Below are 13,915 nucleotides of genomic sequence, written 5' to 3'. Positions count from 1 at the left end.
TCCCCGGACCGTGCGCGACTGTGCGCGCCTGATCACAGCCCGGGCTGCCCGTGCGGACCGCGCTGTCCGACGGGACCAGGATAGGTGTCCGAGGCGTGTGCCTGGGCAAATGTCTCATCAGGCGGCTCCTACGGGGCTCGCACGCGCCGCGTGTGGGCCTGCTCGCCCGCCCCGGCGGCGCTCCTGTTGCCGCGGGCTCCGCTTTTGCCATACTTACGATGCCGTAGGTTACGGGTCCGTAGGTCCGTGACCCGAGCGGCACCTGCCGACTTCCCACCCCCTTCTCACTCCCCAGGGGACCCTCATGGCCACCAGTCCCGATTTGATCGAGGGCACCTCAGCGCCCTCCGATACGTCCACGCCGACCGCGACGCTCGGCGGCGAGAACAAGCGGTCCGTCGAGCAGATCGCCCTTCTGCTGTTCATCACCGTTCCCTTCCTGGCGCTGCTGGCGGCGGTTCCGCTGGCCTGGGGCTGGGGGGTGAGCTGGCTGGACCTCGGCCTGATGGTCTTCATGTACTTCCTGGCCTGCCACGGGGTCACCATCGGCTTCCACCGCTACTTCACGCACGGTTCCTTCAAGGCGAAGCGGCCGCTGCGGATCGTCCTCGCCGTGATGGGGTCGATGGCGGTGGAGGGGCCGCTGGTGCGCTGGGTGGCGGACCACCGCAAACACCACAAGTACTCGGACCACGAGGGCGACCCGCATTCGCCGTGGCGGTTCGGCGAGACGCTGCCGGCGCTGATGAAGGGCCTGTGGTGGGCGCACATCGGCTGGCTCTTCGACGAGGAGCAGACCGATCAGCAGAAGTACGCCCCGGACCTGATCAAGGATCCGGCGATCCGCCGCATCTCCCGCGACTTCGTCTTCTGGACGATCTTTTCGCTGGCGATCCCGCCGCTGGTGGGCGGTCTGGTGACGATGTCCTGGTGGGGCGCGTTCACGGCGTTCTTCTGGGGTTCGCTGGTGCGTGTCGCGCTGCTGCACCACGTGACGTGGTCGATCAACTCGATCTGTCACGCCGTGGGCAAGCGCCCGTTCAAGTCCCGGGACCGCTCGGGCAACGTGTGGTGGCTTGCGGTGCTGTCCTGCGGTGAGTCCTGGCACAACCTGCACCACGCCGATCCGACCTCGGCCCGGCACGGGGTGCTGCGCGGCCAGGTCGACTCCAGCGCGCGCCTGATCCGCTGGTTCGAGCAGCTGGGCTGGGCCACGGACGTGCGCTGGCCCTCGGCGTCCCGCATCGATGCCCGGCGCAGGGAAGACGAGCCGAACCCGGCATGATGGGGGGTGTGGCGATCGACGGCGATAATTCCAGCAGCGACAAGCCCAGGCGCGGCCGCCGGGTGAGGATGACGGGCGCGGAGCGGCGCCAGCAGCTGCTGGACATCGGCCGGACCCTGTTCGCGGAGAAGGGCTTCGAGGGCACGTCGGTGGAGGAGATCGCGGCGAAGGCCGGGGTGTCCAAGCCGGTGGTGTACGAGCACTTCGGCGGCAAGGAGGGCCTGTACGCGGTCGTCGTGGACCGGGAGATGCGCCAGCTGCTGGACGGGGTGACGGGCGCGCTGACGGCCGGCCATCCGCGGGAGCTGCTGGAGCAGGCGGCGTTCGCGCTGCTGGACTACATCGAGTCCTACACGGACGGTTTCCGGATCCTCGTACGGGATTCCCCGGTCGCCCAGTCGACGGGCACGTTCGCCTCGCTGATCAGCGATATCGCCACGCAGGTCGAGGACATCCTGGGCCTGGAGTTCAAGGCGCGGGGCTTCGATCCGAAGCTGGCCCCGCTGTACGCGCAGGCGCTGGTGGGGATGGTGGCGCTGACCGGGCAGTGGTGGCTGGACGTACGGCGGCCGAAGAAGGCGGAGGTCGCCGCGCATCTGGTGAACCTGGCCTGGCACGGGCTGGACGGGCTGGAGTCGAAGCCGCAGCTGGTGGGCCGCCGCAAGAGCTGAACCCCGTACGCGCGTGTGTGCGTGCGTGTGCCCACGACGGCGCCCCGTCACCGGAGATCCGGTGGCGGGGCGCCGTCGTAGGGGCCGCCGGGTCATCCGGCCTGCGGCTCCGCGCTGTGCGGTTCCAAGCTGTGTCGTTCCAGGAATTCGAGCCGGTTGCCCACGGGGTCCTCTGAGTAGAAGCGGCGGTGGCCCGGCAGGGCGTCGTCCCAGACGACCTTGGCCCCGCGTTCCTCCAGTCTGCTCGCGTAGGCCTCGATGCCGGTCACCCGCAGGCCCGGGTGGGCCTTGCGGGCGGGCCGGAACTCCTCCTCCACGCCGAGGTGCAGCTGCACCGGGCCGGCGGCGAACCAGCAGCCTCCGCGCGCGGCGAGCACGGCCGGTTTGGGGATCTCGGTCATGCCCAGGACATCGGTGTAGTAGGCGCGCAGCCGGTCCTCCGACCCGGGCGGCGCGGCGAGTTGGACGTGGTCTACGGCGGTCAGCACGGTCAGGCCTCCTTGCGGGCGACGGCGAAGATCCGGCGGAAGGGGAAGACGGTGCCGCGCGGCCCGGGCGGGTAGGCCTCGCGCAGCCGGTCGCGGTACTCGGCGAGGAAGGCGTCCACGGCTTCCCGGTCGTCTCCCAGCGCGGTCAGTACGGGCCGCAGGGCGGTGCCCTTGACCCAGTCGAGCACCGGGTCGGGGCCCTGCAGCAGCTGGTGGTAGGTGGTTTCCCAGACGTCCACGGCGCAGCCCAGTTCCGTGAACCGGGCGAGGTATTCGGCGGTTTCGAGGTGGTGGACGTAGCGGGCGCCGTGGCCGGCGAGGCGGGTCCGCCAGCGCGGTGTGTCGCAGAGCTCGGCGAGCAGGGCGTGGCTGGGGGCGGTGAAGTTGCCGGGGATCTGGAAGGCGAAGGTGCCGCCGGGGCGCAGGCCGTTGATCCAGGCGGGGAAGGAGCCGGGGTGGCTGGGGACCCACTGGAGGGCGGCGTTGGAGACGATCAGGTCGTAGGGCTCCTCGGGCATCCAGTCGGCGAGGTCCGCGTGGCGGAAGTCGAGGCTGCCGCCCCCGGCGGTGGGGCCGGCGTACTCCTCTTCGGCGCGGCGGAGCATGTCCGGGGAGAGGTCGAAGCCGGTGATGCGGGCCGTGGGCCAGCGTCCGGCGAGGAGGGTGGTCACATTGCCCGGGCCGCAGCCGAGGTCGGCGATGCGGCCGGGGCTGGTGGGGAGTTCGGGTATGCGGGTCAGGAGGTCCAGAAAGGGGCGTGTGCGGTGTCCGGCGTGCCGGAGGTACTGCTGGGGGTCCCAGGTGGGTGCGGAGGGGTCGGAGAGGACGCTGGCCGTGGGGATCCTGGCCTGGGCGGTATCGGAATGCATGTTCGAGCCTCCCTGCTGGCGGGGCGGTCGGAAGCGGAACCTGTCTCGGCCCCCTCCATGCCCCATGGTCGTACACTTTATATCTCGACGTCAAGATACTCGTGATCAAGAGACTTTACGTGAAGAGACTTCACATCGACAGACCCCTTACACTGATCGGCATGGAGGACGAGGTCGACCGACTGGTGGCGGCATGGCGGCGGGAGCGCCCTGACCTCGACGTGGAACCGCTCGAGGTGCTGAGCCGCGTCAGCAGGCTCGCGCGCCACCTCGACCGCGCCCGCAGGCTCGCCTTTTCCGAGCACGGCCTGGAGCCGTGGGAGTTCGACGTGCTGACCTCCCTGCGCCGCGCCGGCGCGCCCTACCAGCTCTCCCCCGGCCAGTTGCTGACCCAGACCCTTGTCACCTCCGGGACCATGACCAACCGCATCGACCGGCTGGCCAAGAAGGGCCTCGTCGAACGGCTGCCGGACCCCAGCGACCGCCGCGGGGTCCTGGTGCGGCTGACCCCCGAGGGCAGGGACCGGGCCGACCAGGCCCTCGCCGGGCTGCTGGCCCAGGAGCGGGCGATCCTCGCCCAGCTCTCGCGCAACCAGCGCGGCGATCTCGCCGGGCTGCTACGCCAGTTGACCGCTCCGTTCGACAACATCCCCGGCTAGGTCCGCGGGCCGTACGCCGGCCCGCCGGGCCAGCGCCACCGCCGCCAGGGTCGAGTGCACCCCGAGCTTGCCCAGCACGTTCTGCATGTGGGTGCGGACGGTGTGCGGGGACAGGAACAGCCGCGCCGCCACGTCCTTGCGGCCCAGCCCCGCCACCATGCAGCGCAGCACCTCGTGCTCGCGCGGGGTGAGCGACTCGACGAGCCGTTCACTGTCCGTACGGTGCTTGCGCGCCGCGGTCAGTTCACGGAGCACTCCGGTGAGCAGCGCGGGCGGAAGGTGGGTCTCCTCCCGCAGGACGCCGCGTATGACGGCGAGCAGCCGCGAGAGCGAGCAGTCCTTCGCCACCCAGCCCGAGGCTCCCGCCTGGAGCGCGAGGGCGGCCCGGCGGGGGTCGTCGCGCTCGGCGAGGACGACCGTACGGACCCCGGGGTGGGACACCCGCACCCCGGCCACCAGTGCGATGCCGTCCGAGGCGGGCGGTGGCGGCCCGGACCCCGACTCCCGCTGCGCGGGCACGGCCCCGGCCGGCGCGCCCAGATCGGCGTCGACCAGCATGACGTCGAAGCGGCGGCCCTCGGCCGCCGCGCGTTCGAGGCAGCGCAGTGCGGCGGGGCCGCTGCCGGCCGCGGACACGTCCACGTCCGGCTCGGCCGCGAGCGCGGCTGCGAGAGATTCGGCGAAGATGCGGTGATCATCGACCACGAGAACCCGGATACGAACCACAAAACCCCCAAGGGTCGGGGAACGGACGGCTGCGGGTACGGCGCCCGGACCGGGTGATCCACAGCCGCCGCGGCCGCCGCCGTGACATCTCTGCACTACCCCGGACCGGACGTCGTACCCGACTTGTCTCGACCCCTGAATCAACACCGGCCCCCACCGGTGTCACGCATCAGCGTAGGGCCGGGTGCGGCTCGCGGTTGGCCGAATAGCAGAAGTTTTCCCGGCGATTTTCCGGCCCGGACGGACTGAACGGCCTTTGTGATGGCTTGATTTCGACTGCACCGAAGGTCCGTATGGCGGCTTCCGGACCGGCGTGTGCCACGGGCAGTTGCACGGGGAGCGTTTCACCCGGCGTGTGCACGCCTGGCGCCCGCGCACAGCGCCCGGCCCCCGCGTGCGGCGAACGCACGTGCGCCCCCGCCCCCGGGGTGCGAGGGGCGCACGGGACGTGCGGTGGCTCAGGAGGCGTGCCTCCGCGCGAAGTTCCACGCGTCCCGGATGATCCCGGTGAGGTCCGAGCGGCTCGGGGTCCAGCCGAGGCGCTCGTGAGCCGTCCGCGCGGAGGCCACCAGGGTCGCCGGGTCGCCGGCCCGGCGCGGGGCGACGACCTCGGGGATCTCCCGGCCCGTCACCTTGCGGACCGTCTCGACGACCTCGCGGACCGAGAACCCGCTGCCGTTGCCCAGGTTGCAGATCAGGTGCTCCCCGGCGGTGGCGGCCTCCAGCGCGGCCAGGTGCGCCTCCGCCAGGTCGGCGACGTGGATGTAGTCGCGTACGCAGGTGCCGTCGGGGGTCGGGTAGTCCTCGCCGAACACCGAGATCGACTCCCGCTCGCCCAGCGCGACCTGGAGGACCAGCGGGATCAGGTGGGTCTCGGGAGCGTGCCGCTCGCCGAACTCCCCGTAGGCGCCCGCCACGTTGAAGTAGCGCAGGGACACCGCGGCCAGGCCGTGCGCCACGCACTCCCCCGCGATCATGTGGTCCACGGCCAGCTTCGAGGCCCCGTACGGGTTGGTCGGCGCGGTCACCGAGGCCTCGGTCAGCAGGCCCTCCGCCGGCTCGCCGTAGGTGGCGGCGGTGGAGGAGAACACCAGCTTGCGCACCCCCGCCCCGCGCATGGCGGCCAGCAGCGCGAGCGTGCCGCCGACGTTGTTCTCCCAGTACTTGCCCGGGTTCACCACGGACTCGCCGACCTGCGAGAACGCCGCGAAGTGCAGCACCGCGTCGTAGGAGGGGTCCAGGTACCGGGAGGCGTCCTGGATCCGGCCCTCGATGAACGCGGCGCCCGCCGGGACGCCTTCGCGGAAGCCGGTGCTGAGGTCGTCCAGGACGGTGACCTCGTGGCCCGCCTCCAGGAGGTGGGCGGCGACCACGCTGCCGACGTATCCGGCACCGCCGGTCACCAGGTACTTGAGGTGGGACCTCTCGCTCACTCGCCTACTGCCTCTCGCGGGGGTACGCACGCGGAGCTCCACATGCCGCCCACTGGCATACCCGATTCCGCGCCCGTGGGGAAATCGGCGGCGGCAATCCGTCCCTGCGTCAGTCCTGCGTCAGCCCTCGTCAGTCCTGTGCGCGGTCCAGCAGGCCGGTACGGGCGGCCAGGGCGGCCGCCTCCAGCCGCGAGCCCACGCCCAGCTTCATCAGCACCCGCTGCACGTGCGTACGGGCGGTGCTCGGCGCGATCTCCATGCCCGCGGCGATGAGCCGGGTGTCCTCGCCCTCGGCTACCCGGACCAGCACCTCCACCTCGCGCGGGGTGAGCAGCCGCAGCAGCCGGCTGCCCTCGTCGTCGGGCTGCGCGGCAGGGTTCAGAAGCTCCGCGAAGGCCCCTTGCAGCAGTTGGGGGGAGATCGCGACCTCCCCTGCCCGCGCCTTCGCCAGGGCCCGCTCCACGCCCTCGATGCGCTCGTCGTGGCGTACGTATCCCGAGGCGCCGGCGGCGAAGGCGGCCGCGATCCCGCGCGGGCTGGGCACCGGGCCGAGGACCACGACGGCTGTCTGCGGGCGCTCCCGCTTGATCCGGACGACCGGTTCGAAGACCCCGGGCTCGGCGGGCGTGGCGGTGCCGAACAGGCAGACCTCCGGGGCGCGGCTGATGACCAGTTCGGCGGCGCCCCCGGCCGGGGCGGCGGCGGCGAGCACCCGGTGGCCCCGCAGTTTCAGGGCAGAGGCGAGCGCCTCGGCCAGCAGCCGGTGCTCGTCGACCACCACGACCCGTACGCCCATTGAGGCACCCACCCCCGACCCTTCTGCCCCGGCAAGCTACACGCTTGTTCGACGGTGCGCGGGGGTTCCGCGCAGAAGCCCCCGGAAGGAATGACCTTCCAGGGGCTTCTGCGCGGTGCGGGGTGCGCGGGGCTCAGCTCGCGGTGAACGAGACGAAGAGGTACTCCGGGTCACCGGTGTCCGAGTACGGCTTCTTCACCGTCGTACGGGAGATGAAGAGCTTGCCGTTGTGGTAGCGGTACTCGGAGTACTCGGGCGAGAAAGCGGTCTCGGCGCGCTGGGTCGCCTTGTCCGCCGGGTTCTCCATGAGGAGGGTCTCCTTCATCGTCTTGCCGTCGATGCTGACGATCTGGCCGCCCTTGTCGTACGGGGGCTCCTTGTAGGCGATGATGTTCGACCCGTCCATGCGCAGCGGGACCATGGTGTACCGCTCGCCCGCGTCCGCGCGGTCGGTGGTCTGCTTGCCGGTCTCCAGGTCGAAGGAGAGCAGCTCGTTGGTGCGGCCGGAGGCGGCCTGGCCCTGGTGCTCGTAGGACGGCAGGTAGAGCTTGCCGTCGCCGACCACCATGCCCGTGCACTTCTCGACCTCGGTGGCCGCGCACTTGCCGGCGAAGTTCCCGGAGGCGAGCGGGATGCGGGCCTTCAGCTCGCCCTTCGGGTCGACGACGAAGAGGTCGCTGACGCCGGTGGCGTTCTTGGCGGTGTGGCCGACATCGGCAGCGACGACCAGCGGCTTCGTCGAGACGATCCCGGCGTAGTCGATGCCCGGGGACAGCTTGTACGAGGCCGTGGGCGCGCCGGTGGCCGGGTCCAGGACCTGGGCGTACACGCTCTGGTTGGGGCTGCGGCCGCACTTGCGGATGGCGGCGAGGGCCTCGCCGCCCGCGTAGCCGGTGTCGTAGCAGCCTTCGCCGTCGACCTTGGGCGTCCACAGGGACTTGCCGTCGGCGAGGTTCCAGGCGGCGCCGCCCGAGGTGCCGCCGGCGGCGACGGTCTGGCCGCTGATCGTCACCTCGTAGTAGGAGGCGGGCTTGTCGCCGGTGGTGGCGCCCTTGGCGTTGCCGGACCAGACGAGCTTGCCGGTGTTGAGGTCGATGACGCCGACCTCGGTGCACTGCACGTACTTGTTCTCGGCCGTGGGCATGGAGGCCTTGAAGAGGACCGCCGTCTTGTTGTCGCTGATGTGCTTGGTCGCGCCGCAGAGTTCGCCCGGGAAGGGCAGCTCCCACTTCTTGCCGCCGTCGACGAGGTTGTAGCCGACGACCTTGGCCACATCGGACTTGATGTAGGTGGTGTCGGTGAGCCAGGAGCCGGCGACCGAGGTGACCTCGGCCGGCTGCGGGCTGGGCAGCTTGAAGAGGGTCTTCGACTTCGGGTTGGCGGGCGGCTTCTCGCTGCCGGGCGTGCCTGCCTTGGGCTTGTCGCCTTCGGCGCCGGTGCTGGGGCCGCCGTCGGCGGTGTTCTTGTTGTCGCCGCTGCCGCCGTCGCCCGAGGTGTACCAGATGCCGCCGCCGACGATGAGGACGATGGCCAGGAGGGCCGCGCCGACGATCAGCAGCTGGTTGCGCTTGTCGTTGTTGCCGCCGCCGGCGCCGGCCGGGGGCTGCGGGGCGTACATGGGCGTGGTGGGCGGGCCGAACGGCGGCTGGGTGCCGGGCTGTTGCGGGTAGCCGTACGCGGGCGGCGCCGGCGGCGCGGCCGGGGGCTGCTGCGGGGGCGCCGGGGGGCCGGTCGGGGGCGGCGGCGCGAAGCCTCCCGGCGGGGCGAATCCGCCCGGGGGAGGATCCTGCGGCGCGCCGAAGCCGCCGGACGGCGGCTGGCTGGGGGGCGGCGGGGTACTCATGCGTTGCTACTGCCTCTCGCTGGGCGGCTCGGTGGACGCGTTCACTTGCCGAAGGCCATCAGGAGCTTCTCGTCCTTGCCCTTGGCCCGCAGGCGGGAGACGGAGATGAAGAACCGTCCGTCCACGTAGTCGACCTTCGGGCTGCTGAAGGAGCTCTCGACCGGGGCGGCCGGGCCCGACGGGTTGCGCAGGAGCGCGGTGGGGGTGCCGCCGCCGACGGGGATCGAGAGGATCTCGCCGCCCTTGTCCTCCTCGGCCTTGCGGTAGGCGATCAGCTGGCCGTTCGCGGCCTTGAGCGGCATGAGGGTGCGCTTGTCCCCGGCAGGGCTGCGCCACTTGGCCTTGCCGCTCGCCAGGTCGAAGGCGACGATCTCGTTGCCCTTGCCGTCGCGCGCGGTGGGCAGGTAGAGGGTGCCGCCGTCGGCGACGGCCGAGGAGCAGGCCGAGAGGGAGCGGAAGATGCCGGTGTCGCCGCAGCCGACGTCGAACTTGCCGTCGGCGGTGAGGGTGGCCGTCTGTTTGCCGTCGGCTCCGATGACCACGATGGAGCGCTCCTTGCCGGCCTCGTTGCCGAGGTCGACGACGAGCGGGTCCACCGAGTAGATGCTGGTGACCTTGAAGCCCTTGGGGGCGCGGAAGGTCCAGTTCTTCTTGCCGGAAACGGGGTCGGTGCCCTGGATCTCGGCGGTCTTGTCCTCGTCCAGGCAGGTGGCGAGGGCGACCATCTTGCCGTTGCCGGCCGTGTAGGAATCGGGCTTGCAGCCCTCGCCCTGGGTGCTGGCGAAGAGCTTGTCGCCGTTGCTGACCTTGAAGGCGCTGGCGGTGCCGCTGCGGCTGATGGCGACGGTGTCGCCGGTGATGGCGACGGTGGGGCTGGTGAAGATGTCGAAGAGCTGCTCCTTGGGCACCTCCTTCGACCAGACCTCCTTGCCCGTCTTGAGGTCGACGACGCGCATCTGGGTGCAGGAGGCGCTGTCGGACTCGCCGTCGCGGTACATGACGACGGTCTTGCCGTCGGCGGTGGCCTGCGGGGTGACGGCGCAGATCACGGCGGGGAAGGCGAGGGTCCACTTCTCCTTGCCGTCGGTGACCGCATAGCCGGTGAGGTTCTGCCACACGCTCTTGACGACGGTGTCGCCGACGACCCACTGCCCTTCGGACTCCACGCCCATGCCGGGGCCGTCGATCTTGGCGGTCTTGAGCCACAGGACCTTGTCCTCGCCCTGCTTGCGGCCGGCGTTGAGGTCGGCCTCCTGGCCGCCGTTGCCGCTGCCGTCGCCCTTGTCCACGGAAGGGGAGCCGGAGGGGGTGGCGTCGGTGGAGCCGGAGCCCTGCGCGACGGGCTCCTTGGGGTCCTTGTCGTCGCCCTTGACGAAGCCGAAGTAGCCGACGGTGCCGACGACGAGGAGGGCGGCCGCCGAGGCGGCGATCAGCACGGTGAGCTTCTTCTTCGGCGGGAGGCCGGAGGCGGGCCGGGGCGCGCCGGGCAGGCCGGGGCCGGGGGGCGGCGGCGGGTAGCCGTAGCCGTAGGCGGGGGGCTGCAGCGGAACGGTGGGGGGCTGCTGCGGCTGCTGCGGCTGCTGGGCGTACGGGTTCGCGCCTTGCGGCGGGTAGCCGTAACCGGGCTGCGGCGGGCCGGGCAGGTGGCCGTAACCGGAAGGTGTCGGTGGCTGGTTCGGCGGCTGGGGCGGCTCGGTCATCAGCGCGTACCTTCAAGTCAGAGGTCGTGGAGGATGACCTTTCTATCACTGCCGCAGACCGTGCGCCGGGCCCGGTCCACCCCTGTTCCCAAGGGAGGACCGGCCCGTGACGCCGTCGTTATCCGGCCACTTGAGGGCCGGGAAGCCGGGCAGGCGGCCGTCCTCCGCAAGGGGCTGGTGCCGGGCCGGACATCGCGACGCGGTGAACCTTTCCGGCCACAGCACTAGGCCTCTTCGGCCAGCTCCAGCCAGCGCATTTCCAAATCGTCGCGGTCCGCGAGGAGTTCCCGGAGCTCTGCGTCGAGCTTGGCCACCTTGTCGTAGTCGGTGGAGTTCTCGGCGATCTGGGCGTGCAGGCTGCTCTCGCGGTCGGAGAGCTTGTTCAGCTGGCGCTCGATCTTCTGGAGCTCCTTCTTCGCGGCGCGGGAGTCCCCCGAGGCGGTGGACTTAGGCGCGGCGGCGGCCGGGCCGGGCGTCGGGGAGGCCGCCTCGATCATCCGCTGCCGGCGCTCCAGGTACTCGTCCAGGCCGCGCGGCAGCATCCGCAGGCTCGCGTCGCCGAGCAGGGCCATCACCGTGTCGGTGGTGCGCTCGATGAAGAACCGGTCGTGGGAGATGGCGATCATCGAGCCGGGCCAGCCGTCGAGGAGGTCCTCCAGCTGGGTCAGGGTCTCGATGTCGAGGTCGTTGGTGGGCTCGTCGAGGAAGAGGACGTTCGGCTCGTCCATCAGCAGGCGCAGGATCTGCAGCCGGCGCCGCTCACCGCCGGAGAGGTCGCCGACCGGGGTCCACTGCTTCTCCTTGGTGAAGCCGAACTGCTCGCACAGCTGGCCCGCCGTCATCTCGCGGCCGTTGCCGAGGTCGACGCGGTCGCGGACGCGCTGCACGGCCTCCAGGACCCGCAGGGACGGGTCGAGTTCGCCGACCTCCTGCGAGAGGTAGGCGAGGCGGACGGTCTTGCCGACGGTGACCTTGCCGGCGGCGGGCTGGGCCTCGCCCTGGGTGCGGGCGGCCTCGGCCAGCGCGCGCAGCAGGGAGGTCTTGCCGGCGCCGTTGACGCCGACGAGGCCGATGCGGTCACCGGGGCCGAGGTGCCAGGTGAGGTGCTTGAGCAGGAGCTTCGGGCCGGCCTGGACGGTGACGTCCTCGAGGTCGAAGACGGTCTTGCCGAGGCGGGCGTTGGCGAAGCGCATCAGCTCGGACTTGTCGCGCGGCGGCGGCACGTCGGCGATGAGCTCGTTGGCCGCCTCGATGCGGTAGCGCGGCTTGGAGGTCCGGGCGGGCGCGCCGCGGCGCAGCCAGGCCAGCTCCTTGCGCATCAGGTTCTGCCGCTTGGACTCCTCGGTGGCGGCGATCCGCTCGCGCTCGGCGCGGGCGAAGACGTAGTCGCTGTAGCCGCCCTCGTACTCGTGCACGTCGCCGCGCTGGACGTCCCACATGCGGGTGCAGACCTGGTCGAGGAACCAGCGGTCGTGGGTGACGCAGACGAGCGCGGAGCGGCGCTCCTGGAGGTGCTTGGCCAGCCAGGCGATGCCCTCGACGTCGAGGTGGTTGGTGGGCTCGTCGAGGACGAGAAGGTCCTGGTCGGCGATGAGCAGCTGGGCGAGCGCGATGCGGCGGCGCTCACCTCCGGAGAGCGGTCCGATGACGGTGTCGAGGCCCTGCCCGAAGCCGGGCAGGTCGAGGCCGCCGAAGAGGCCGGTCAGGACGTCGCGGATCTTGGCGTTGCCGGCCCACTCGTGATCGGCCATGTCGCGGATGATCTCGTGGCGGATGGTGGCCGCGGGATCGAGGGAGTCGTGCTGGGTGAGGACGCCCATACGCAGGCCGCCCGACTGGGTGACGCGCCCGGTGTCGGGGTCCTCCAGCTTGGCCAGCATCCGGATGAGGGTGGTCTTGCCGTCGCCGTTGCGGCCGACGACACCGATCCGGTCCCCCTCGGATACGCCGAGGGAAATGCCGTCGAGCAGGGTACGTGTGCCGTACACCTTGCTGACTGCCTCGACATTGACCAGATTGACGGCCATCAGACGCGCTCCAGGGAAGGTTGAGGGATCAGCCCCTCAGCCTAACCCTCCCGGCCGGGCCGGACCGTTCCACCAGGAGCCAGCCCGTCAGTGCCATGGCGATGGCGAGGGGTGCGGTGACCGGGAGGGCGATCAGGGTGGCGCTGTGGCCGTCGAGGAGGCCGCCGAGCCCGGTCATGGACAGGCCGAGGATGCCGAGCAGGCAGAGGGTGATGCCGAGAGCGGCGCGGGGGCCGCTGCCCGGGCCCACGGCGGTCGGGGCCGGGGCCGGGGCTTCGAAGCGGCGGAAGACGGTGACGAGCAGCGCGGTCAGGGTGGCGGCCAGAAGGATCCGTACGGGAGCCTGCGCCCACCAGGCCGCGGTGGCCGGGGCCGGCAGGTCCAGGCCGAGGGCGAGCTGGGCCCCGTACACACCGAGCATGGCGGTGAGGTGCCAGAGGAAGGCGGTCATGGCGATCCCGTTGGCGGCGACGACAGCGCGCCAGACGCGGGGGCGGCGCAGCCAGGCGGTGGCGGGGCGGGCGGCCAGCTGGACGGCGCCGGCGAGCCACATGCCGTGGCAGAGCAGGGCGAGGGTGGGCGGGGCCATGTTGGACACCTTCTCGCCCGGCATCCCCACCATGGAGAGCGGGTACGGGCCGTACGCCACCAGCAGGACGGCCCCCGCGAGGCCGGCGGCGGCGAGGCCGAGGGCGGCGGGGGTCCTGATCCGCCCGTCGGCGCGCAGGAAGCCGAGCTGGTGGACGGCGAGCCAGACGAAGGCGAAGTTCAGGAACTCGACGTACGGGAGGGCGAGCGCGAAGCGCAGGACGTCGACGGCGGCGGCCGCGGCGAGGAGCGCCGCGAAGGCCCCCCACCCCCAGCGCTCGTGCAGCTTCAGCAGGGGCGGGGTGAAGGCGACCATGGCGAGGTAGATGCCGATGAACCAGAGCGGCTGCGTCACCAGCCGCAGCGCGGCCCCGGTCAGCCCGCCGGCGCCGCGGCCGGCGAGCTGGACGGCGAGCGCGGCGGCGCCCCAGACGAGGACGAAGACGAGGGTCGGCCGCAGCAGGCGCTGGAGGCGGGCCCGCAGGAAGGCGGCGTACACGGGCCGCCCGTCGGAGCGGCGGGCCAGGGAGCGGTAGGACAGGGCGTGCGAGAACCCGCCGACGAAGAAGAAGACGGGCATGACCTGGAGCCCCCAGGTGAGCAGCTGGAGCGGGGGCACGAGGGCGAGCAGGTTCCCTATGCCGTCGCTGCTGACGGCCGCCATCAGCCAGTGCCCGCCGATGACGGTGCCGAGCGAGGCGACGCGGAGCAGGTCGATGTACCGGTCCCGCTGCGCGGGCGTTGCGGCGGCCATTGCCTTGGCGGTCTGTCCCATGCCCCTTACGCTCGCGCGCGGCGGTCACCGGGGACAGGGTTCGGATACTCAACTC

At 71.6% G+C, this 13,915-nt stretch carries 12 protein-coding genes; 3 read left to right on the top strand and 9 right to left on the bottom strand.

Annotated features, from left to right (window positions below; all coding sequences use genetic code 11):
- Positions 1–304: 304 nt before the first annotated feature.
- On the top strand, positions 305–1,285 hold the full coding sequence (locus J7E94_RS20395; RefSeq protein ID WP_215017428.1) for an acyl-CoA desaturase: 981 nt from the start codon (positions 305–307) through the stop codon (positions 1,283–1,285).
- Positions 1,282–1,956, top strand: a complete 675-nt coding sequence (locus J7E94_RS20390; RefSeq protein ID WP_374224473.1) for a TetR family transcriptional regulator — start codon at positions 1,282–1,284, stop codon at positions 1,954–1,956. The genes J7E94_RS20395 and J7E94_RS20390 overlap by 4 nt, the downstream gene beginning before the upstream one ends.
- Positions 1,957–2,048: 92 nt before the next feature.
- On the opposite strand, the gene J7E94_RS20385 is transcribed toward J7E94_RS20390, so the two are convergent.
- Both J7E94_RS20385 and J7E94_RS20380 read right to left on the bottom strand, forming a co-directional pair.
- Complete coding sequence (locus J7E94_RS20385; RefSeq protein ID WP_215017426.1) at positions 2,049–2,444, bottom strand: VOC family protein; 396 nt, start codon at positions 2,442–2,444, stop codon at positions 2,049–2,051.
- 2 nt (positions 2,445–2,446) lie between these two features.
- On the bottom strand, positions 2,447–3,313 hold the full coding sequence (locus J7E94_RS20380) for a trans-aconitate 2-methyltransferase (RefSeq protein ID WP_215017424.1): 867 nt from the start codon (positions 3,311–3,313) through the stop codon (positions 2,447–2,449).
- 161 nt (positions 3,314–3,474) lie between these two features.
- Here J7E94_RS20380 and J7E94_RS20375 point away from each other — a divergent pair, with 161 nt between their 5' ends.
- Entirely contained in the window at positions 3,475–3,972 is a 498-nt protein-coding gene (locus tag J7E94_RS20375) for a MarR family winged helix-turn-helix transcriptional regulator (protein WP_215017422.1), read from the top strand.
- On the opposite strand, the gene J7E94_RS20370 is transcribed toward J7E94_RS20375, so the two are convergent.
- The 7 genes from J7E94_RS20370 to J7E94_RS20340 form a co-directional block, all read right to left on the bottom strand.
- A complete protein-coding gene (locus tag J7E94_RS20370) occupies positions 3,931–4,698 on the bottom strand; it encodes a response regulator transcription factor (RefSeq protein ID WP_215017420.1) in 768 nt (255 codons plus the stop codon). The two genes, J7E94_RS20375 and J7E94_RS20370, sit on opposite strands and share 42 nt — an antisense overlap.
- A 458-nt stretch (positions 4,699–5,156) precedes the next feature.
- The gene (gene galE, locus J7E94_RS20365; protein WP_215017418.1) at positions 5,157–6,131 is read right to left on the bottom strand and encodes a UDP-glucose 4-epimerase GalE; all 975 of its coding nucleotides are present in this window, start codon (positions 6,129–6,131) and stop codon (positions 5,157–5,159) included.
- Between the two features lie 130 nt (positions 6,132–6,261).
- Positions 6,262–6,927, bottom strand: coding sequence for a LuxR C-terminal-related transcriptional regulator (locus tag J7E94_RS20360; protein WP_215017520.1), 666 nt, complete (start codon positions 6,925–6,927; stop codon positions 6,262–6,264).
- A gap of 133 nt (positions 6,928–7,060) precedes the next feature.
- Complete coding sequence (locus J7E94_RS20355; protein ID WP_215017417.1) at positions 7,061–8,770, bottom strand: PQQ-binding-like beta-propeller repeat protein; 1,710 nt, start codon at positions 8,768–8,770, stop codon at positions 7,061–7,063.
- A 41-nt stretch (positions 8,771–8,811) separates the two neighbouring features.
- Complete coding sequence (locus J7E94_RS20350; RefSeq protein ID WP_215017415.1) at positions 8,812–10,470, bottom strand: PQQ-binding-like beta-propeller repeat protein; 1,659 nt, start codon at positions 10,468–10,470, stop codon at positions 8,812–8,814.
- 224 nt (positions 10,471–10,694) lie between these two features.
- Positions 10,695–12,497 (bottom strand): ABC-F family ATP-binding cassette domain-containing protein, encoded by a 1,803-nt coding sequence (locus J7E94_RS20345; protein WP_215017413.1) that lies wholly within the window; start codon positions 12,495–12,497, stop codon positions 10,695–10,697.
- Between the two features lie 28 nt (positions 12,498–12,525).
- Positions 12,526–13,860, bottom strand: a complete 1,335-nt coding sequence (locus J7E94_RS20340) for an acyltransferase (protein ID WP_215017411.1) — start codon at positions 13,858–13,860, stop codon at positions 12,526–12,528.
- Positions 13,861–13,915 lie beyond the last annotated feature (55 nt).

Source organism: Streptomyces sp. ISL-94 (assembly GCF_018614075.1).
GTDB lineage: Bacteria > Actinomycetota > Actinomycetes > Streptomycetales > Streptomycetaceae > Streptomyces.
Note: the sequence above shows the minus strand (reverse complement) of the source record. Positions and strands in the feature narration are given on the sequence as shown.